Here is a 19515-nt window from a genome sequence, read left to right as displayed (position 1 = left end):
CTGAGGGAAGACTAACCGGTCACCGAGACGATCATCTTTCCGGTGTTGTCCCCGCGGAGCAGTCCGAGGAAGGCGTCCACGCCGTTCTCGATCCCCTCGACGAAGGTCTCGCGGTGCTTGAGCTCGCCGGAGGCGAGCCAGCCGCCGACCTCCTGGACGAACTGCTGCTGGAGCCCGTAGTGGTCGCCGACGAGCACGCCCTGGAGGCGGAGCCGCTTGCCGATGATCATGGCCATGTTGCGCGGCCCGGGGACCGGCTCGGTGTCGTTGTACTGGGCGATCATGCCGCAGATGGTGGCGCGGCCGTGCACGTTGAGCGAGGAGATCGCGGCTTCGAGGTGGTCGCCGCCGACGTTGTCGAAGTAGACGTCGATGCCGTCCGGGGCGGCCTCGCGGAGCTGGTCCTTGACCGGGCCGTTCCGGTAGTTGAAGGCGGCGTCGAAGCCGAGCTCCTCGACGAGGAACTTCACCTTCTCGTCGGAGCCGGCCGAGCCGATCACGCGCGAGGCGCCCTTGAGGCGGGCCATCTGGCCGACCTGGCTGCCGACGGCACCGGCGGCGCCGGAGACGAAGACCGCGTCGCCCTCCTTGAAGGAGGCGACGTCGAACAGGCCGGCGTAGGCGGTGAGGCCGGTCATCCCGAGGACGCCGAGGTAGGCGGAGAGCGGGGCGAGCGCCGGGTCGACCCTGGTGGCGTGCTGGGCCGGGACGTCGGCGTACTCGCGCCAGCCGAGACCGTGCAGGACGTGGTCGCCGACGGCGAAGCCCTCGGCGTTGGAGGCGACGACCTCGCCGACCGCTCCGCCGTCCATGGGGCGGTCGAGCTGGAACGGCGGGATGTACGACTTCACGTCGTTCATGCGGCCGCGCATGTACGGGTCGACGGAGAAGTGCAGGTTCCGGACCAGGATCCGGCCCTCGGCGGGCTCGGTGACGGGGGTCTCACGGAGCGCGAAGTCCGCGGGGGTCGGCCAGCCGTGCGGACGGGCGACGAGGTGCCACTCACGGCTGGACGCGGGAAGTACGGACATGAGCACGGCCTCCAGAGAGTACGAAGAACTTCAGATCACAAAAGATTCACTACCTGAAACAACCATGCACCTCGATATTTTATGTTGTCAAGTATCCGGGTAGGATGGACGGCATGGCCACCCCACGCACGGACCCCCTGACCCTCGAAGTCGTCGAGCTGATCGGCACGGTCGTCGCGCGCTACTACGAGGAGTACGAGCAGGCCGCCGCGCAGCACGCGCTGACCGGCGCGCAGGCCCGTGTGCTCGGCCTGCTCGCCCTGGACCCGCTGCCGATGCGCCGCATCGCCCAGAAGCTGAAGTGCGAGCCGTCCAACATCACCGGGATAGTGGACCGCCTGGAGGCCCGCGGCCTGGTGGAGCGCCGCCCGGACCCGGCGGACCGCCGCGTCAAGCTGGCCGTCCCGACCGAGGAGGGCCGCGCGACGGCGCACCGGCTGCGCGAGTCGCTGGACTTCGCGCGGGAGCCGCTCGGCGAGCTGACCGAGGCCGAGCGGACCCTGCTGCGGGACCTGCTCAAGCGGATGCTGGGCGTCCAGCCGGACGTCTAGGGCTCCGGAGGAGACCGGGCCCCGGCCGGCCGGGACCGGGCCTCCTGGCCGGGCGGCTCATCGGGGCCCGGCTCGGGCCGCTCGCCGGAGCTTGGCGTCCCGGGCCCGGGGCGCGCCGTTCAGGCGGGGACGGACTCCCGGTCGGAGCCGTCGAAGGGCGGATAGTTCTCGGCGCCCGTGCGCTCGGCCGCGTCGATGTAGACGGCGAGGGCGTCTCGGGACCGGGCCAGCCGCTCCATCTGGTCCTCGATCCGCCCCATCCGCGACCGCATGGCGGCCAGCAGCTCGGGACACCCCGCCAGCTCCGGAACCTCGCCGACCGCGCACGGCAGCAGGTAGGCAATGTCCTCCGAGGACAGCCCAGCGGCGAGCAGGTGCCGGATCTGCCGCACCCGCAGCACGGCGCTCTCGTCGTACTCCCGATAGCCGTTGGACCCCCGGCCGGCCTCCAGGAGGCCCTGGGCCTCGTAGTAGCGCAGCTGATGGGTGTGGACACCCGTCCGACGGCCCAACTCCCCTATTCGCACAGCAGCCTCGCCCTCGATCCCGTACGCGCCCGCTTGACCTTCACACCGGTATCAACGTTCACGATGCTGCCATGACCGACAGAGCAGCCGCACCCGTGAACGCATCCGCCGCCGCACCCGTGACCGTCGTCGGACTCGGCCTGATGGGCCGGGCCCTCGCCGGCGCCTTCCTCGGCGCCGGGCACCCCACCACCGTCTGGAACCGCACCCGTTCCAAGGCCGCCGACCTGGTGGCCCGGGGCGCGCACCTGGCGCCCTCGATCGGGGACGCGCTCGCCGCGAGCCCCCTGACGATCGTCTGCCTCACCGACTACGACGCCGTGCACGAGCTGCTGGGCGCGGAGGGCGTGCCGCTCGACGGCACGACCCTGGTCAACCTGACCTCGGGCGACTCGGCACAGGCCCGCGCGACCGCCCGCTGGGCCGGGGAACGCGGCGCCCGCTACCTGGACGGCGCCGTCATGGCCGTCCCGCCGGCGATCGGCACCGCCGAGGCGATCGTCCTGCACAGCGGCCCCCGGGCGGACTTCGACGCCCACGCACCCGCCCTCGAAGCGCTCGGCACCGTCAGCCACCTCGGCGAGGACCACGGGCTCGCGTCCCTGTACGACGTGGCCGGACTGGCCATGATGTGGAGCGTCCTGAACGCCTGGCTCCAGGGCACGGCCATGCTGGGGAGGGCGGGCGTCGACGCGGCCGCCTACGCGCCGTTCGCCCGGCGGATCGCCGCCGGGGTCGCCGACTGGCTCCCGGGGTACGCCGAGCAGATCGACGCCGGCTCCTTCCCGGCCGAGGTGTCGGCCCTGGAGACCGACGCGCGGGCGATGGAGCACCTGATCGGCGAGAGCGAGGCGCTGGGCGTGAACGCCGAACTGCCGAAGCTGTTCAAGGCGATGGCCGACCGGGCGATCGCCGCGGGCCACGGCGGGGAGCAGTACCCCGTCCTGATCGAGGAGTTCGGCAGGCCCGGGACGGACTGACGCCCCGCGCTCCCGGCCCGGCGGCGCCCGGCGGGCCGGCAGCACTCAGACGCACCACCAGAGGAAGGGGGTGCACTCCTCCTCGGTGGGCGTGGGCGAGGGGGTCGGGGCGGGGGCCGTCGCCGTGGTCGAGGCGGTCGGAGTCGGACCGGTGGCGGTCGGCGTGCCCGAGGGGGGCGTCTGGGCCTTCGTGGCCGAGGGGCTCCCGGTGGGGGTCGCGGGCCGGGTCACCGGGTCGGTGGGCGCGGGCGGGCGCCGCGGGGCGTCCCCGCCGCTCCCGGTCCCCGTACCCGTACCGGAGCCCGTACCGGTGCCGGTACCGGTGCCCTTGCCCGCGCCGGATCCCGCGCCCGTGCTCGTGGTCGCGCTCACCCGGCGGGGGCGGTTCGGCGCGGAGGTGACCGGCGACGGGTCGCCGCCGCCCGGGGCCTCGGTGCTCTCGACCGGTTCCGGGGCGAGCGGGGACCGCGTGACGTCGAGTTCCTCCACCGCCGTCGCGGCGCCGGCCCGCTCCGGGTCCTCCAGCGCGAGCCGGGCCATGCTGAGCGAACCGGCCGCGATCACCAGACCGAGGGTGCCCACCAGGACCACCCGGCCCCGGCGGCTCCGTCCCCGGCGGCCCTTCCGCGCGGCGGCGCGGCCCTGTGCGGCGCCGCGCGCGGCACGCCGGCCGCCGGGGGCCGGGCGCGGCGGTTCGAGGACGTCCAGTTCGTAGACGTGCTCGGGAGCCGGCGCGTCGTCGCGCCCGTCCCGCCCGCCGGCCCCGTGCGACGCACCGGGTCCGTGCTGCGCACCGGGCCGGTCCTCGGCACCGCGTCCGTGCTCGGCACCGCGTCCGCCCTGCGCACCGGGCGCGGACGCCGGTCCGGGTGCGGACACCGGTCCGGGCGCGTACGCGGGACCGGACGGGTACGCGGGACCGGGCCCGTACGCCGGTCCGGTCGGTGCCGGCGTTCCCGCCGACGGGAACGCCCGGGCGGGCCCGGCCGGAGGGCCGGGTATGCGGGGGGTCTCGTACCGCAGTTCCTCGACGGGAGTCCCGCACCCGGCACAGGCGAGGGCCCCGTTGAGATGCCGCCGGCACGCGTGGCAGTAGTCCATGGGGCCCGCAGGCTATGCGGCCCGACACCGCCCCAGGTAGCCACGGACGTGAGGATTCTGTGAGGAAACCGCAGGTCGTCGGCGGTGCGTCGTGAATCTCCCGCTTCGGTACCTGCTGCGCTGCGCCGCACCGCGGGCCCCGGGCGGCGCAGCCCAGCGCGCGCCGCGCCCCGGACGGCCGGACGATTCCAGGAGGACCGCGTAACGCGAACCCCCCTCGCCCGTGCCAGCACCGCACTCCGGAGGATCCGCCGTGACCGTCAGCCTTGAGCAGCTGCGTCGTTGCCATGTCGCCGTCGACCTGGGTGCCGCCCGCACCCGGGTCTTCGTGAAGGGCGCCGGACTCGTCGTCGACGAGCCGAGCGTCGCCGCCGTCAACACCCGTACCGGAGCGCTGATCGCCGTCGGCGCGCTGGCCGAGAAGATGACCGGCCGCACCCCGGACTACATCAGGGTCGTCCGCCCGGTCTCGGGCGGCACGGTCGTCGACATCGAGATGGCGCAGCGCATGCTCCGCCACCTCCTCGGCGAGAAGCTGCGCCGTCAGCTCCGCCGCAAGCCCCGGCTGCGCGCCGCCGCCTGCACCCCGCACGACAGCGACCCGCTCGCCCAGCGCGCCGCCGTGGAGACCCTCGTCGGTCTCGGGGCCCGCCGCGTCGAACTGGTGGACACGCTGATCGCGGCGGCCGTGGGCTGCGGACTTCCGGTGGAGCAGCCGACCGCGACGATGATCCTGGTGTGCGGTGCGGCGACCACGCAGGTCGCGGTCCTGTCGCTCGGTTCGATCGTCACGGCGGAGCGGATGCCGGTCGGCGGCGACGCCATCGACCACGCCGTCATCCAGCACCTGCGCCACCACCACGAGCTGATGCTGCCGAGCCAGTCGGTCCGGCCGCTGCAACTCGCCCTCAGCGGGAACGGCCTGACGCCGCACGGCCCGGCCTCGACCGAGATCCACGGCCGGGACGTCGCCACGGGCCTGGCCCGCTCCGTGACCGTCGACACCGCCGCCGTGCGGGAGGCCATCCACACCCCGCTGACGGCCGTCCTCGACGGCATCGGGAAGGTGCTGCGGGACTGCCCGCCGGACCTGGTGGCCGACCTCGCGGACCGCGGGATCATGATGGTCGGCGGCAGCGCCCTGCTGCCGGGCCTCGACCAGATGCTGCGCGAGGCGACCGGCATGCCGGTGCACATCGCCGAACGGCCCGACGTCTGCGCGGTCCTCGGCCTGGGCGCGATGCTGGAGGGCAAGGTCCAGCCGATGGTGCTCGACCCGCTGTCGGAGCGGAACCCCCTGGCGGACGAGGACTGAGCCGCCGTCGGACACACCGCCGCGAAAGCGCATGATTCGTACGACAATGAGACCATGACGATCATGGACGAGGACACGGACGAGGACGCGCTCCGCCTGCCCATGCTGCTCGAAGCGGTCCTCAGCGTCGGCACGGACCTCGAACTCCGCTCCACCCTCCAGCACATCGTGGACTCCGCCGCCCTCCTCATCGGGGCGCGCTACGGCGCGCTCGGGGTCGTCGACCCCGAGCGCGGCCGCATCACCGAGCTGTTCACCTGCGGCATGACGGACGCGGAACGGCAGCGCATCGGCCGGCTCCCCGACGGCCACACCGGGGTGCTCGGCGTGCTCGTCCAGGAACGGCGGCCGCTGCGGATCGACGACCTCGCGGCCGACCCGCGCTCCTCGGGCGTGCCCGCGGAGCACCCGGAGATGCACTCCTTCCTCGGCGTCCCCATCCGGGTCCACACCGAGGTCTTCGGCAACCTCTACCTCACGGAGAAGCGCGAGGGCCGCTTCACCGAGGAGGACCTCTCGCTGCTCCGGGTCCTCGCCTCGCAGGCCGGCATCGCCATCGGCAACGCCCGGCTGTACGAGACCGCCCGGCAGCGGGAGCGCTGGATCGAGGGCGCGGCCGCGGTGACCACCGCCCTGCTGACCGGCGCGTCCGCCGAGAACGCCCTGATGACGGTCGCCGAGCAGGCCCGCATCCTCGCCGGGGCGTCGGCCGGCGTCGTCCTCCAGCCCACCCCCGAGGGCGGGATGGAGATCGTCGCCGCCTCGACGACGGACGACCCCGGCGACCTGATCGGTACGGCGATCGCCCCCGGCTCCCCGGTGCTCGTCCAGCTCCTCGGCGGGGAGCCCGTGTTCGTCGAGGACTCGGCGACCGACCCCCGGATGACCACCCACGTCCGGTCCCGCTTCGGGCCGTCGATGATGCTGCCCCTGCAGAGCGGCGGGAAGCTCATCGGCACGCTCGCCCTCCCCCGGCGGCGCGACGACCCGGCGTACACGGCGGTCGACCGGCTGCTGGCCTCGCAGTTCGCCTCGCAGGCGGCGCTCGCGCTGGTCCTCGCGGACGCGCGGCACGACCGGGAGCGGCTCGCGGTGTTCGAGGACCGGGACCGGATCGCCCGCGACCTGCACGACCTGGTCGTCCAGCGGCTGTTCGCCACCGAGATGATGCTGGAGTCCACCCGGCGGCGGGCGGCGGACTCCACCGACCCGTCGGACCCGGCGGGCGACGGGGCGCTGCTGGAGCGGGCCGTGGACGAGCTGGACTCGACGATCCAGGAGGTCCGTACGACCATCTTCGCGCTCCAGCAGCCGCCGGCCGACGCCCCGACCTCCTTCCGGGGGAGGGTGCTGCGGGAGACCGGCGGGGCGGCGGTCCTGCTGGGCTTCCAGCCGTCCGTGCACTTCGCGGGGGCCGTCGACACCCTGATCGGCGAGGAGACCGCCGACCGGCTCCTGGCCGCCCTGCGCGGGGCGCTCGCGGCGGCGCACCGGCGGCCGGGGATCGGCGCGATCACGGTCGAGGTCTCCGTCGGAGGACCGGGCGGCGGGGACGCGGAGGGGGCCCCGGGGGCCCGCCTGCGGGTCACGGACGACGGCACTCCGCCGACCACGGTGGACTGGCCTGAGAGGGTGGCTCGTCGATCAGGCCGGGCTCGCGGGGCCTGAGCGGCGAGACACCCCGGTGACCTCCGGGCGACCGGGCCACCGACGGGGCACCCGTACGGAGCACCACCGCGCGCCGCGCGTCCGGCCCCGATCTTGACTGGGGGCGTGGACACCGAGACCAAGCCCCCGACCGCGGCGGCCTACCGCAACCTGGTGACGGCCACCATCGGCTTCACGCTGACCTTCTGGGCGTGGGACCTGATCGCGCCCCTCGCCAGCTGGTACGGCGACCGGCTCGAACTCAGCTCCTTCGAACAGTCGCTGCTCGTCGCGGTGCCCGTCCTGGTCGGCTCCCTCGGCCGCATCCCGGCCGGCGCGCTGACCGACCGGTACGGCGCGAAGCTGATGTTCCCGCTGGTCTCGGCCCTGACGATCGTCCCCGTCCTGCTGCTGATCGTGGTCAAGGACACCTACGGCCTGCTGCTGGTCGTCGCCTTCCTCCTCGGCCTCGGCGGCACGACGTTCGCGATCGGCATCCCGCTGGTCAACTCCTGGTTCCCGCCGGAGAAGCGCGGCCTGGCGCTCGGCGTGTTCGGGATGGGCATGGGCGGTGTCGCGCTCTCCGGCTACTTCACCCCGCGCATCGCCAAGCACGGCGAGAACCTGCCGTTCGTCGTGGTCGCGATCGCGCTCGCGGCGTACGCGGTGCTCGCCGCGTTCCTCATCACCGACCGCCCCGACCGGCCCGTCCCCACCGCCTCCCTGGCGACCCGGCTCGGCTCGGCCGCGCGGCTGCGGGTGACGTGGGAGCTGTCCGCGCTGTACGCGATCGGCTTCGGCGGCATCGTGGCGTTCGGCGTCTACCTGCCGACGTACCTCAAGACCTGGTACGAGCTCGACCCGACGGACGCGGGCACGAAGGCGGCCGGTTTCGCCCTGGTGACCGTGGTCTTCCGGCCCATCGGCGGCTGGCTCTCGGACCGGGTCCACCCGGCACTCGTCACCGCCGGGGCGCTCGGCGTGGTCGCCCTCCTCGCGATCGTGCAGGCCTTCGACCCGCCGCTGAACCCGGGCGGCACGATCGCCCTCCTCGTCATGGCGGCCGGCCTCGGCACGGCGAGCGGCTCGGTGTTCGCGCTGGTCTCGCAGGTGACCCCGCAGGCCAAGGTCGGCAGCGTGACCGGCATCGTCGGCGCGATGGGCGGGCTCGGCGGGTTCCTCCCGCCGCTCGTGATGGGCGCGATCTACAGCGCGAAGGGCTCGTACTCGATCGGCTTCATGCTGCTGTCGGACCTGGCGCTCGCGGGCTGCGTCTACGCCTGGGGGCGGATGCGCGGGATCCGCCCGGAGGGCGGGGACCCGACGCCGGAGCCCTCGAAGATCACGGCGGGCCGCCCCTGAGGGCGGGCCTCCGGGCACAATGGGCCACCGGCGACCGACGCCCTCGACGACCACGAGGAGTACGACCGGTGAGTGCGCTCTTCCCCGCCCTGGAGGCCCCCTCCGACCGGCCCGCCCTGAGCTGCGGGCCGGTCACCCTGACCTACGAGGAGCTCGCGCGGGCCGCGGGGGCCGTGGCGGCCCGGATCGAGGGCGCCGGCCGGGTCGCCGTCTGGGCCACGCCGACCGCGCACACGGCGGTCGCGGTGGTCGGCGCCCTGCTCGCCGGGGTCCCCGCCGTACCGCTCAACCCGCGGACGGGCGAGCGGGAGCTGGCGCACATCCTCGGCGACAGCGGGCCCTCGGCGGTGCTCGCGGGCGCCGCGGACGAGCTGCCCGCCGGGCTCGCCGGACTCCCCTGGATCGTCGTGGACCCGACGGCGAGCGGGCCGCCGGTCACGGAGACGGCCGATCCCGAGTCGCCCGCCCTGATCGTCTACACCTCGGGCACCACGGGCCCGCCGAAGGGAGTCCTGCTGTCCCGTCGGGCGATCGCCGCCTCGCTCGACGCGCTCGCCGGGGCCTGGTCCTGGACGGCCGACGACGTCCTCGTGCACGCTCTTCCGCTGTTCCACGTGCACGGGCTGATCCTCGGGATCCTGGGGCCGCTGCGCCGGGGCGGCGGGGTCCGGCACCTCGGCGCGTTCTCGGTGGCGGGCGTGGCCCGCGAGCTGGGCGGCCCGGGCGGCGGCACGATGCTGTTCGGCGTGCCGACGATGTACCACCGGCTCGCGGACGCGCTCGCCGACGACGCCGCCCTGGTCGGGGCGCTGGCCGGTGCGCGGCTGCTGGTCTCCGGGTCGGCGGCGCTCCCGGTGCACGACCACGAGCGGATCGCGGCGGCGACCGGCCGGACGGTCGTGGAGCGGTACGGGATGACCGAGACGCTCATGAACACGAGCGTCCTGCCGGGCGCCGAGCCGCGCCCCGGAACCGTCGGGGTGCCGCTCGCGGGCGTGGAGCTGCGTCTCGTGGACGAGGACGGCGCGGTGTCCGGGGCGTACGACGGGGAGACGGTCGGCGAGGTGCAGGTGCGCGGCCCGAACCTGTTCTCCGGCTACCTCGGCCGGCCCGCGGCGACGGCGGAGGCCTTCGACGGCGACTGGTTCCGCACCGGCGACATGGCGGTCCGGGAGGCGGACGGCACCGTGCGGCTGGTGGGCCGGAAGGCCACCGACCTGATCAAGAGCGGCGGCTACAAGATCGGGGCGGGCGAGATCGAGAACGCGCTGCTCGACCACCCCGGGGTGCGCGAGGCGGCCGTCACCGGCGAGCCCGATCCGGACCTCGGCGAGCGGATCGTGGCCTGGGTGGTGCCGGAGGACGCCGGGAGCCCTCCGACGGCGGAGGAGCTCGCCGACCACGTCGCCGGTCTGCTCGCCCCGCACAAGCGGCCCCGGGTGGTGCGCCGGCTGGACGCCCTGCCGCGCAACGACATGGGGAAGGTCCTCAAGAAGGCGCTGGTCGAGAGGGGTTGAAGGGACGGAACGGGCCCGTCCGGCGCGCGCCGGGAGCCCCCGGCGCGAGCCCGGACCCTCGGACGAGCCCGGACCCCCTCCGGCACGAGCCCGGACCCCCTCCGACGCGAGCCGCGGCCCCTCCCCCGCGGGCCGGGCCATCCCCACGAACCGGCCCCTCCGGCGTCGGCGTCGGAAGCCCTCCCCCACGGGCCCGCCCGTTCCGCACGGGCCGAGCCCTCCCCCACGGCCCGGGCCCTCTCCGACGCGCACCGGGCCCCCTCCCGCGCGGGGCGGGGAGGGGGCCCGGTCTTCCGGGGGTGCCGGCGGGCTACTTCACGCCCACCGCGCGGATCAGCTCCTGCGTGACCGAGCCGCCCCGGTCGTCGCTCGCCCCGGCCCGCAGCGAGACGGACCCGGCGCCGGACGGCACGCGCAGTTCGCCGTCCCAGGCGGCGCCGTGCCGCGCCTTCCGGAGGGCGACCTTCGTCCAGGTCCTGCCCTCGTCGTAGGAGACCTCCAGGGTGGCGCCCGTGATGGTCCCGGTGCCGGAGGCGCCCTTCACGTACTCGGCGGAGATCCCGACGGGCAGCCTGTGCCCGGCGCGGACGTCGCCGTGGAGGTCGGTGTCCACGTCGAAGCCGAGGTTGAGCATCGGCAGGTAGGTGATCCTGTCGTCCGGGGTCTCGGCGGACCGGAAGGTCCACTCGCTGTGGCCCTCGGTGGCGAGCCGCCAGCGCGCCGGGTCGAGCGTGGTGTCGGTGACGACCCTGAAGGTCGACTCCTCCGCCGGGGCGTCCCAGGCGTAGGCGCCCGAGCTCATCTTGCGGTCGACGCGGGTCCCGTTCACGTACACCTCGGTGTACTGGGTCATCGACTCGTCGTTCCAGACGTTGCCGAAGCCGGTGTGGTCGGCGCCGGAGTCGCCCCAGCCGGGGGTGTTGAACCGCAGGTCGTTGCCGGTGCGCTGCTGGCCCCAGCCGAGGCCGGTGCCCAGCCAGGGGTGCCAGACGGGGCCGAACCAGTCGAGGTCCACCCGGCTGCCGCCCCGGTAGGACGGGGTGCCGCCGCGCTGCTCCAGGGACTCGCCGAGGTCGACGGACTCGTGCCAGCGCTGGCCGGTGCCGGTGGAGACGTACTCGGTGCGCTCGGTCGGGAAGGCGATCCACTCCTTGAAGCCGAAGCCGATCGGGAAGGTGTCGGTGATCGAGAAGCGGAACTCCCCGCCCAGCTCCTCGCGCCTGGTCGGCATGCGGAACGTGGAGCGGATGGTGGCCAGTTCGTCCTTGCCGGGGCGGAAGACGAGGTCCTTGCCGATGGCGCCGGGGTGGCCCTCGGAGAGGTCGTAGGTGTACGGGGTGAAGCGGGTGCCGGTCAGGTCGACGCGCTTGCCGCGGGCGGCGCCGGCGGCGAGGCGGCGGCCGTCGGCGGCGTTGACGGTGGCGACGGCGAGCGGCCGGTCCTGGTAGTCGGCGGTGCCGAACCACTTCATCAGCCGGCCGGGCCGGTCGTCGGTGACGAACAGGGCCTTGGCGCCCGCGTCCTGGGCGGTCTGGGCGATCTGCGCCGGGTCCGCTCCGTCGGTCAGGCGGACGAGGACGGCCTTGCCCGTGACCTTCCTGCCCTCGTACTCGGCGGGGGTGCCGGTGCCCGCGTCGACGAGGCCGAGGCGGTGGCCGCCCTCCAGGAGGGCGGCGCCGGCCTGCGGGGTGGCGTCGGAGAGGCGGGAGCCGTCGACTCCGGCCTCCAGCATCGGCTTGCCGAGGCGCCAGACGGTCCGGTACTCGAAGGTGCCGGTGGCGGGCCTGCGGGTGGGCGCCGCGAAGATCGAGTCGTACACGGCCGGGACCTGGACGGCTCCGCCGTAGGAGGCGCCGCCGGCCTTCCGGTCGAACTCCATCAGGAGCTGGCGGGTCTCGGTGCGCTTGTCGACCTCGGCGCGGATCTCGCGGAGCTGCCGTCCGTCGAGGGTGATCTCGCGGTCGCGGTCGAGGGTGATCTCCGGCTCGGACAGGAAGCCGAGGCCGAGGGAGTCGGCGCCGTGGGAGCCGCGGACGTCGAGGAAGGTGTCGACGGCGTACGTGCCGGGCTTCAGGCGGAGTTCGAGGGTGCCGGACTCGCCGACCGCGGCCGGGAAGGGATCGACCCCCTCGGTGAGCTGCTGCACGCCGAGGGAGGCGGGGGCGGGGGCGCCGTCGCGGTCCTTGACGTGGACGGTGAGGGTGTAGCGCTCCTCCTCCTTGACGAGGCCGAGCGCGGTGTGGGCGACGACCGCGCCGGCGGCGGTGGCGGTGACCCGGCCGGAGGACTGGCCGACGGGCGCCTTGGCGCCGTCGCCGGTGACGGTGGTGCTCGCGGTCCCGTGGGCGGGAACGGTGAGGGTGGTGTCGGCGAGTGCGGCCACTCCGGCCGGCATCCCCTCGACGGCAAGGGCCAGCTCCACCGGGGCGTCGGAGGAGTTGGTGTAGGTGACGGTCCTGGTGACCGGCTCGTTCGTCTCGTACGGCCAGGCGACGAAGCCGAGGTCGGCGGAGCCGGTGGCGGTCACGTCCGCGGCGATGGCGGCGGGCACGTCGACGCGGCCGGAGCCGAGGGCGTACGAGGAGGCGTCGAGCGTCTTCGACGAGGACATCAGCGCGTTCTTGAGCTGGGCGCCGGTCCAGTCGGGGTGCTTCTCGGCGAGCAGCGCGGCGACGCCGGCGACGTGCGGGGTCGCCATGGACGTCCCGCTCATCGACGTGTAGAGGCCGCTGCCGGGGACGAGCTGGGAGCGGGCGGCGAGGATGTCCACGCCGGGCGCCGACAGGTCGGGCTTGAGGGCCTGGTCGCCGTGGCGAGGACCCTGGCTGGTGAAGTAGGCGGCCTCGTCGGCGGAGTCGACGGCGCCGATGGTGAGCGCGGAGTCGGCGGCGCCGGGCGAGCCGATGGAGCCGGGGGCGCCGGAGTTGCCCGCGGCGATGACGAAGAGGGCGCCGGTCTCGGCGGTGAGGGTGTCGACGGCCTGGGCCATCGGGTCGGTGCCGTCGCTGGCCTCGCGGGAGCCGAGGCTCATCGACACGATCTTCGCGTCGACGTCCTTGGCCGCCCACTCCATGCCCGCGATGATCTGCGACTCGCTGCCGGAGCCCTCGTCGCTGAGGACCTTGCCGACGGCCAGGGTGGCGCCGGGGGCGACGCCCTTCTCCGCGCCGTCCGAACCGGCGCCGCTGCCGCCGACGGTGGAGGCGACGTGGGTGCCGTGGCCGTCGCGGTCGGCGACCTCCTGGCCCTCGATGAAGGACTTCGACTCGGCGACCCGGCCCACGAGGTCGGGGTGGCCGAGGTCGGCGCCGGTGTCGAGGACGGCGACCTTCACGCCCTTGCCGGTGAGCCCGGCCTCCCAGGCCTTCGGGGTGCCGATCTGGGCGTTGGACTCGGCCATGGCGGCCTTGACCCGGCCGTCGAGCCAGACCTTGGCGGGGGCGGCGGAGCGCGCGGTCGAGGCCGCGGTGAAGCCGCGCCAGAAGGCGGCGGGGTCGGTGGCGGTGACGGCGGCGCCGCCGATGCTGGGCAGGGGGCGGACGGTCTCGGCGCCGCGCGGGGCCGTCGCCGCGGTGCGGGCGGCCTTGCCGCCGTACGTGACGATCAGCGGGAGTTCGCCGGTGACGCCCTGCTCGACGAGACCGGTGACGTCGAAGAGCCGCGGGTCGAGGGCGCCGGAGTCCAGGTAGGGGCGGGCCTCGTCGGGCACGACCGTGACCCGGCCGTTCGAGATCCGGCTGCGTATCGCGCCGGTGGCGCCCGCGGCCCGGTCGACGGTGACGGTCTGCCGGCCGCCGCCGAGGTCGGTGAGGGTGACGCGGTCGCCGGTGACGAGGGTGACGGTGCTGCCGGCCGCCGTCCTCTTGAAGGTGTCCGGGACGGCTGTGGCGGTGGTCCCGGCGGCGGCGGTCTGCCCGGCCGAGAGCATCACGAGGGAGACGCCCGCGGCGATCAGCGCGGCTCTCCCCCTGTCGAAGGGTGTGGTCCTCGACGTCATCGTTCGAACTCCTCGTGGGCCCGGGGTCGGGGGTGTTTCCGGGTGCCGCGAGGAGTCTTGGCCAGGTGGGCGGGAGTTGACTCCGCTCCGCGCTGGCGGTTATGCGCCGTGGCGGCCAACCGCCAGAACAGGACGTGCCGTTCGGGGAGAATTGATCACGGAGTCGGGTCGAGCGCGTCGTACCGGCGGAAACCGCGCCCGTACAGCGCGAGGGCGCCGACGGCGAGGACGCAGGCGATCCCGCCTCCGGTGACGGCGACCGCGGGCGAGGTCAGGTCGGCCACGGAGCCGGCCAGGAAGTCCCCGAGCCGGGGCCCGCCGGCGACCACCACGATGAACACGCCCTGGAGCCGGCCGCGCATCTCGTCCGGCGCCGCGACCTGCATCATCGTGTTGCGGAAGATCATCGAGACGGTGTCGGAGTACCCCGCGACGGCCAGCAGGAGCAGCCCCAGCCAGAGGTTCCGGGTGAGCCCGAAGGCGGCGATGGCGGTCCCCCAGCAGGCGACGGCGAGCAGGATCGCCTGGCCGTGGTGCCGGACGCGTCCCTGCCAGCCGGAGAGCACCCCGCCGAGCAGCGCCCCGCACGCGGGCGCGGCGACGAGGAGTCCGGCGGTCTTCGCGTCGCCGCCGAACCAGAGCACGGCGACGGCGGGGAACAGGGCGCGGGGGTGGGCGAGGATCATCGCGCAGAAGTCCGAGAAGAACGTCATGCGCAGGTTGGGCCGGGTCGCGAGGAACCGCAGCCCGTCGAGCACGGAGGCCCGCTTCCCGCCCTCCTTGCGGTCCGGCAGCATCGAGGGCAGCCGCCACATCGCGTAGAGGCTCGCGGCGAAGGCGAGGGCGTCCACGAGGTACGCGGTCTGGTATCCGGCGAAGCCGACGATCAGCCCGCCGAGGCTGGGCCCGACGAGCATGCCGAAGGTGGTGACCATCGAGTTCAGCGCGTTGGCGGCCCGCAGCTGCTCGGGCGGCAGGAGCCGCGGGATCATCGACGACCGGGCGGGCGCGTTGAGCGCGGCGCAGACGGCCTGGAGGGCGACGATCCCGTAGAGGAACCAGACCCGGTGGAAGCCGGCGAAGGCGGCGGCGGCGAGCCCGGCCGACAGGACGGCGGAGCCGCAGGCGCTGTAGAGCCCGAGCCTGCGGCGGTCGACGGTGTCCGCGATGGCGCCGCCGTAGAGCCCGAAGACCACGAGCGGCACGAGCGAGAACAGTCCGACCAGCCCGACGGAGAAGGGCGACCGGGTGATGTCGTACACCTGGAGGGAGACGGCCAGCGAGGTCATCCCCTGGCCGACCCAGGAGACGGCGCCGCCGAACCAGAGGCGGCGGTAGTGGGCGGAGGTCCGCAGCGGTGTGAGGTCGGCGAAGAGCCGGCGCCGCTCGGGAGCGGGAGCTCCGGGGGGCGGGGTCGCGGCGGGCGGGGGTTCGGGGGGCTGCTGCCGGGAGCGCGGCCGGGCGGCGGTCACGCGACGTCGTACCGGAGCTCGGGACGCTCCCAGTGGATGCGGCCGCCGGGCGGGACGGTTCCGGTCCGGACGGCGCCGGTGCGCAGGTAGAACTCCTCGGCGGGCGGGTGCGCGACGACCCGCACGGCGTCGAGTCCGGCGGCGGCGGCCTGCCCGGTCATGTGCGCCATGAGCAGCCGCCCGATGCCGAGGCCCTGGGCGCTGTCGGCGACGAACGCGAGGTCGAGCTCCGCGTCGTCGACGAGCAGCGCGTAGAACCCGAGCACCCGGTCGGTCGCGTCGACGGCGACGAACACGGAGTGGTGCTCGATGTACGCGCCACCGACCTGGTACCCCTCGACCATCGTGGCGTAGTCCCCCCGATAGGCCCGGGAGTTCCTGACCAGCCTGGTGAGGCGCTTGGAATCGTCGGCGTCGGCACGCCGGACGGTGAACTCGGACATGGGGTGAGTATAGGGGCGCCTACGGCCTTCGATCCTTACGTTTTGGTCAAGGGCCGAAGGTGGAGCCGGTGCCGGGTGGGACGCTCAGCCGCAGGTGCCCAGGTCGCCCGGGTCGACTCCGTCGAGACGGGCGGCCAGGGCGTCCAGGCGCTCCCGGAGGTCGCGGATGTCGGCGAGGTCGAGGCCCGTCGCGGCGGCGATCCGGCGCGGCACGTCGCGGGCCCGCTCCTTGAGCGCGACCCCCTCGGGGGTGGGGCGGACGGTGACGGACCGCTCGTCCTCGGGGCTGCGGCGCCGCTCGACGTAGCCGGCCGCCTCCAGGCGCTTGAGCAGCGGGGACAGGGTGCCGGAGTCGAGCCGGAGGCGCTCCCCGATCCCCTTCACGGGCAGCTCGCCGTGCTCCCAGAGCACCAGCATCGCGAGGTACTGGGGGTAGGTGAGCCCCAGCTCCTTGAGCGCCTCGCGGTAGACGCCGTTGAACGCGCGGGTCGCCGCGTGCAGCGAGAAGCAGATCTGGTGGTCGAGCCGGAGGAAGTCCTCGTCCGGGACGGTGTCGAGCGTCTCCATGGCTCCAGGATACGCGAGGACCCCTCACGCATGATTGAGTTGTGCACAACTTAATCATGCGCTACTAATAGAGGGCCACCGCAGCACACCACCTCCCGAGGACAGGAACGGACACCATGGACGCGATCTACACCGCCGTCGCCACCGCCAACGGCCGCGAGGGCCGCGCCGTCAGCTCCGACGGCCACATCGACCTCCCCCTCGCCCACCCCCAGGCGCTCGGCGGCAACGGTCAGGGCACCAACCCCGAGCAGCTCTTCGCCGCCGGGTACGCGGCCTGCTTCGCCAGCGCGATGAACCTGGTCGCCCGCCAGGAGAAGATCGACATCTCCGAGGCCTCCATCACCGCCGAGGTCTCCATCGGCAAGGACGCCGCGGACGGCGGCTTCGGCCTCGCCGTCGTGATGCGCGCCGAGTTCCCCGACCACCTCCAGGGCGAGGCCGGCGCGGCCCTCCTCGAGAAGACCCACGCCTTCTGCCCGTACTCCAAGGCGACCCGCGGCAACATCACGGTCGACCTCGTCGTCGAGTAGGTTCCTGTCGCTTCCTGTACGCCCCTGACGGTTCTCCGACCGTCGGGGGCGTTCGCTTGTGAGCTCTTCCGTTGGAGCACGGGGGATTCGTCTGCCGTACGACGGGCAGTCATGGAACGGCCCCCGGGCGGTGGTTCACGGGCGCTCTCCTGTGGGGCGCCCGTCGGCCGGTCCGCCGGGCCGCCGCACGCGCACCCCCACCCGTGCCCCGTACCGACCCGGAGGAGAACTCCCCCATGGCCGACCTCGACCGCCGCCGGTTCCTTCAACTCGCGGGCGGCGCCGCCGCGCTGACCATGCTCTCGGACAGCATCGCGCGCGCCGCCGCCATCCCGGCGCAGGGTTCCACCGGAACGATCCAGGACATCGAGCACATCGTCGTCCTGATGCAGGAGAATCGTTCCTTCGACCACTATTTCGGGGCGATGAAGGGCGTACGGGGCTTCGGCGACCCCCGCCCCGTCACCCTGCCCAGCGGGAAGTCGGTCTGGAACCAGTCGGACGGCGGCAAGGTCACCCTGCCCTTCCGTCCGGAGAGCGCGAAGCTCGGCATGGAGTTCCTCCAGGGCCTCAACCACGACTGGGCGGGCGGCCAGAGCGCCTTCAACAAGGGCAGGTACGACAACTGGGTACCGGCCAAGACCAAGGCCACCATGGCGTACCTCACCCGCGAGGACATCCCGTTCCACTACGCGCTCGCCGACGCGTTCACGATCTGCGACGCCTACCACTGCTCGTTCATCGGCTCGACCGACCCGAACCGCTACTACCTGTGGACCGGCCACACCGGCAACGACGGCACCGGCGGCGGCCCGGTCCTCAACAACGCCGAGGCCGGCTACGGCTGGACGACCTACCCGGAGCGCCTGGAGGCGGCCGGGGTGTCCTGGAAGATCTACCAGGACATCGGCGACGGGCTGAACGCCGCCGGTTCCTGGGGCTGGATCAACGACGCCTACCGCGGCAACTACGGCGACAACTCGCTCCTGTACTTCAACACCTACCGCAACGCCCAGGCCGGCGACCCGCTGTTCGAGAAGGCCCGCACGGGCACGAACGCCAAGGCCGGCGACGGCTTCTTCGACCGGCTGCGCGCCGACGTCCAGGGCGGCCGGCTGCCGAAGATCTCCTGGATAGCCGCCCCGGAGGCCTTCTCCGAGCACTCCAACTGGCCCGCCAACTACGGCGCCTGGTACATCTCGCAGGTCCTCGACGCGCTGACCTCGAACCCCGACGTGTGGGCCCGTACCGCCCTGTTCATCACCTACGACGAGAACGACGGCTTCTTCGACCACGTCGTCCCGCCCTACGTCCCCGGCTCCGCCGCGCAGGGCCTCTCCACCGTAGCGACCGGCCTCGACCACTTCCCCGGCAAGACCGGCTACGTGGCAGGCCCCTACGGCCTCGGCCCGCGCGTCCCCATGCTGGTCGTCTCGCCCTGGTCCAAGGGCGGCTACACCTGCTCCGAGACCTTCGACCACACCTCGGTCATCCGCTTCATGGAGCAGCGCTTCGGCGTCCGCGAACCCCAGATCTCGCCCTGGCGGCGGGCCGTCTGCGGCGACCTGACCTCCGCCTTCGACTTCTCCCGCACGGACCCCTCGGCCGCCGCCCTGCCGCCGACGTCCGGCTACTTCCCGCCGGACAGGAACCGCCACCCCGACTTCCTCGCCACCGCACCGGCGACCGGCACCATGCCCCGCCAGGAACGCGGCGCCAAGCCCACCCGCCCGCTGAAGTACGCCCCGTTCGTGGACGGCGCCGCCGACACCGCGGCCGGCAGGTTCCGCCTCACCTTCGGCGGCGGTCCCTCGGCGGGCGCGCAGTTCTACGTGACCTCGGCCAACCGCACCGACGCGCCCTGGACCTACACGACCGAGGCCGGCAAGACGATCGCGGACACCTGGAACACCACGTACTCGAAGGGCGTCACGGACCTCACGGTCCACGGCCCCAACGGCTTCGTCCGCCGCTTCCGCTCCCCCGGCAAGACGGCCGTCCCGGAGGTCACGGCCCGCCACAACACCAGCGCGGGCACGCTGGACCTGACGTTCACCAACACGGGCACGACCGCGACGGTGACCCTCGTCAACGCCTACGGCGGCGCCCAGAAGACGCTCTCCGTCGCGAAGGGCGCCACGGTCACCCACAGCGTCGCCGTCTCCGCCGCCCACCACTGGTACGACGTCACCGTCACCTCGTCCGCGAGCACGGACTACGTCCGCCGGCTCGCGGGCCACGTCGAGACCGGCGCGGCGAGCGTCTCGGACCCGGCCATCCTCACGTACTGACGCCCCGGCGGAACCCCCGGCGGCCCGGACGCGCCCCCTCGGCGCGCACCGGCCCCCGGGGCCTTCCGGCGGACGGATCCGGTCACCGAGCAGGCCGCCGCACCCGCCCTGATAATCGGAGGTGGGCGATCCCGGCCCGGCCGCCGAGCAGGTCCCGGCGGTCCGAGGGCCCGGGCCCGTC

15 protein-coding genes are annotated in these 19515 nt (G+C 73.9%); 8 read left to right on the top strand and 7 right to left on the bottom strand.

Annotated features, from left to right (window positions below; genetic code table 11):
- Positions 1–11: 11 nt before the first annotated feature.
- Positions 12–1031 (bottom strand): NADP-dependent oxidoreductase, encoded by a 1020-nt coding sequence (locus ACY0MR_RS25025; RefSeq protein WP_388799153.1) that lies wholly within the window; start codon positions 1029–1031, stop codon positions 12–14.
- 113 nt (positions 1032–1144) lie between these two features.
- On the opposite strand from ACY0MR_RS25025, the gene ACY0MR_RS25020 reads away from it, so the two are divergent.
- Positions 1145–1582 carry a MarR family winged helix-turn-helix transcriptional regulator gene (locus tag ACY0MR_RS25020; RefSeq protein WP_361859982.1) on the top strand — a complete coding sequence of 146 codons (438 nt, stop codon included), beginning with the start codon at positions 1145–1147 and terminating at the stop codon, positions 1580–1582.
- A 119-nt stretch (positions 1583–1701) separates the two neighbouring features.
- Here ACY0MR_RS25020 and ACY0MR_RS25015 read toward each other — a convergent pair whose 3' ends face one another.
- Positions 1702–2109, bottom strand: a complete 408-nt coding sequence (locus ACY0MR_RS25015) for a MerR family transcriptional regulator (protein WP_361859983.1) — start codon at positions 2107–2109, stop codon at positions 1702–1704.
- Positions 2110–2180: 71 nt separating this feature from the next.
- On the opposite strand from ACY0MR_RS25015, the gene ACY0MR_RS25010 reads away from it, so the two are divergent.
- The gene (locus ACY0MR_RS25010; protein ID WP_404085570.1) at positions 2181–3089 is read left to right on the top strand and encodes an NAD(P)-dependent oxidoreductase; all 909 of its coding nucleotides are present in this window, start codon (positions 2181–2183) and stop codon (positions 3087–3089) included.
- Between the two features lie 45 nt (positions 3090–3134).
- Here ACY0MR_RS25010 and ACY0MR_RS25005 read toward each other — a convergent pair whose 3' ends face one another.
- On the bottom strand, positions 3135–4190 hold the full coding sequence (locus tag ACY0MR_RS25005) for an SCO2400 family protein (RefSeq protein ID WP_473555463.1): 1056 nt from the start codon (positions 4188–4190) through the stop codon (positions 3135–3137).
- Positions 4191–4443: 253 nt separating this feature from the next.
- Between ACY0MR_RS25005 and mreB the strand changes: the two genes are divergently transcribed.
- From mreB to ACY0MR_RS24985, 4 genes are all read left to right on the top strand, one after another.
- On the top strand, positions 4444–5505 hold the full coding sequence (gene mreB / locus ACY0MR_RS25000) for a rod shape-determining protein (protein ID WP_388799139.1): 1062 nt from the start codon (positions 4444–4446) through the stop codon (positions 5503–5505).
- 54 nt (positions 5506–5559) lie between these two features.
- Positions 5560–7173 carry a GAF domain-containing protein gene (locus tag ACY0MR_RS24995; RefSeq protein WP_473555461.1) on the top strand — a complete coding sequence of 538 codons (1614 nt, stop codon included), beginning with the start codon at positions 5560–5562 and terminating at the stop codon, positions 7171–7173.
- A 105-nt stretch (positions 7174–7278) separates the two neighbouring features.
- Positions 7279–8514: an MFS transporter gene (locus ACY0MR_RS24990; protein WP_392863487.1), complete on the top strand. Its 1236-nt coding sequence runs from the start codon at positions 7279–7281 to the stop codon at positions 8512–8514.
- A gap of 68 nt (positions 8515–8582) precedes the next feature.
- Positions 8583–10031 carry an acyl-CoA synthetase gene (locus tag ACY0MR_RS24985; RefSeq protein WP_473555458.1) on the top strand — a complete coding sequence of 483 codons (1449 nt, stop codon included), beginning with the start codon at positions 8583–8585 and terminating at the stop codon, positions 10029–10031.
- Between the two features lie 310 nt (positions 10032–10341).
- Here ACY0MR_RS24985 and ACY0MR_RS24980 read toward each other — a convergent pair whose 3' ends face one another.
- The 4 genes from ACY0MR_RS24980 to ACY0MR_RS24965 all read right to left on the bottom strand — a co-directional run bounded on the left by ACY0MR_RS24980 (position 10342) and on the right by ACY0MR_RS24965 (position 16510).
- Positions 10342–14028 (bottom strand): S8 family serine peptidase, encoded by a 3687-nt coding sequence (locus ACY0MR_RS24980; protein WP_473555456.1) that lies wholly within the window; start codon positions 14026–14028, stop codon positions 10342–10344.
- Between the two features lie 155 nt (positions 14029–14183).
- Positions 14184–15500, bottom strand: coding sequence for an MFS transporter (locus ACY0MR_RS24975; protein WP_388799124.1), 1317 nt, complete (start codon positions 15498–15500; stop codon positions 14184–14186).
- The gene (locus ACY0MR_RS24970; protein WP_361859720.1) at positions 15497–15943 is read right to left on the bottom strand and encodes a GNAT family N-acetyltransferase; all 447 of its coding nucleotides are present in this window, start codon (positions 15941–15943) and stop codon (positions 15497–15499) included. Before ACY0MR_RS24970 ends, ACY0MR_RS24975 begins: the two co-directional genes overlap by 4 nt.
- Positions 15944–16027: 84 nt before the next feature.
- Positions 16028–16510: a MarR family winged helix-turn-helix transcriptional regulator gene (locus tag ACY0MR_RS24965; protein ID WP_388799109.1), complete on the bottom strand. Its 483-nt coding sequence runs from the start codon at positions 16508–16510 to the stop codon at positions 16028–16030.
- A 116-nt stretch (positions 16511–16626) separates the two neighbouring features.
- On the opposite strand from ACY0MR_RS24965, the gene ACY0MR_RS24960 reads away from it, so the two are divergent.
- Together ACY0MR_RS24960 and ACY0MR_RS24955 are read left to right on the top strand one after the other, a co-directional pair.
- On the top strand, positions 16627–17043 hold the full coding sequence (locus ACY0MR_RS24960; protein WP_361859714.1) for an organic hydroperoxide resistance protein: 417 nt from the start codon (positions 16627–16629) through the stop codon (positions 17041–17043).
- A 236-nt stretch (positions 17044–17279) separates the two neighbouring features.
- Positions 17280–19334: a phosphocholine-specific phospholipase C gene (locus tag ACY0MR_RS24955; protein WP_473555452.1), complete on the top strand. Its 2055-nt coding sequence runs from the start codon at positions 17280–17282 to the stop codon at positions 19332–19334.
- Positions 19335–19515 lie beyond the last annotated feature (181 nt).

It is taken from the genome of Streptomyces sp. JN8 (assembly GCF_055808075.1).
This window is presented reverse-complemented; position numbering and strand designations above follow the sequence as displayed.

Excerpts from the sequence above, each read along its gene's own strand:
- ACY0MR_RS25025 (WP_388799153.1), bottom strand. The coding sequence starts at position 1,031 with ATGTCCGTACTTCCCGCGTCCAGCCGTGAGTGGCACCTCGTCGCCCGT.
- ACY0MR_RS25020 (WP_361859982.1), top strand. The coding sequence starts at position 1,145 with ATGGCCACCCCACGCACGGACCCCCTGACCCTCGAAGTCGTCGAGCTG.
- ACY0MR_RS25010 (WP_404085570.1), top strand. The coding sequence starts at position 2,181 with ATGACCGACAGAGCAGCCGCACCCGTGAACGCATCCGCCGCCGCACCC.
- ACY0MR_RS25005 (WP_473555463.1), bottom strand. The coding sequence starts at position 4,190 with ATGGACTACTGCCACGCGTGCCGGCGGCATCTCAACGGGGCCCTCGCC.
- ACY0MR_RS24995 (WP_473555461.1), top strand. The coding sequence starts at position 5,560 with ATGACGATCATGGACGAGGACACGGACGAGGACGCGCTCCGCCTGCCC.
- ACY0MR_RS24980 (WP_473555456.1), bottom strand. The coding sequence starts at position 14,028 with ATGACGTCGAGGACCACACCCTTCGACAGGGGGAGAGCCGCGCTGATC.
- ACY0MR_RS24970 (WP_361859720.1), bottom strand. The coding sequence starts at position 15,943 with ATGTCCGAGTTCACCGTCCGGCGTGCCGACGCCGACGATTCCAAGCGC.
- ACY0MR_RS24965 (WP_388799109.1), bottom strand. The coding sequence starts at position 16,510 with ATGGAGACGCTCGACACCGTCCCGGACGAGGACTTCCTCCGGCTCGAC.
- ACY0MR_RS24960 (WP_361859714.1), top strand. The coding sequence starts at position 16,627 with ATGGACGCGATCTACACCGCCGTCGCCACCGCCAACGGCCGCGAGGGC.
- ACY0MR_RS24955 (WP_473555452.1), top strand. The coding sequence starts at position 17,280 with ATGGCCGACCTCGACCGCCGCCGGTTCCTTCAACTCGCGGGCGGCGCC.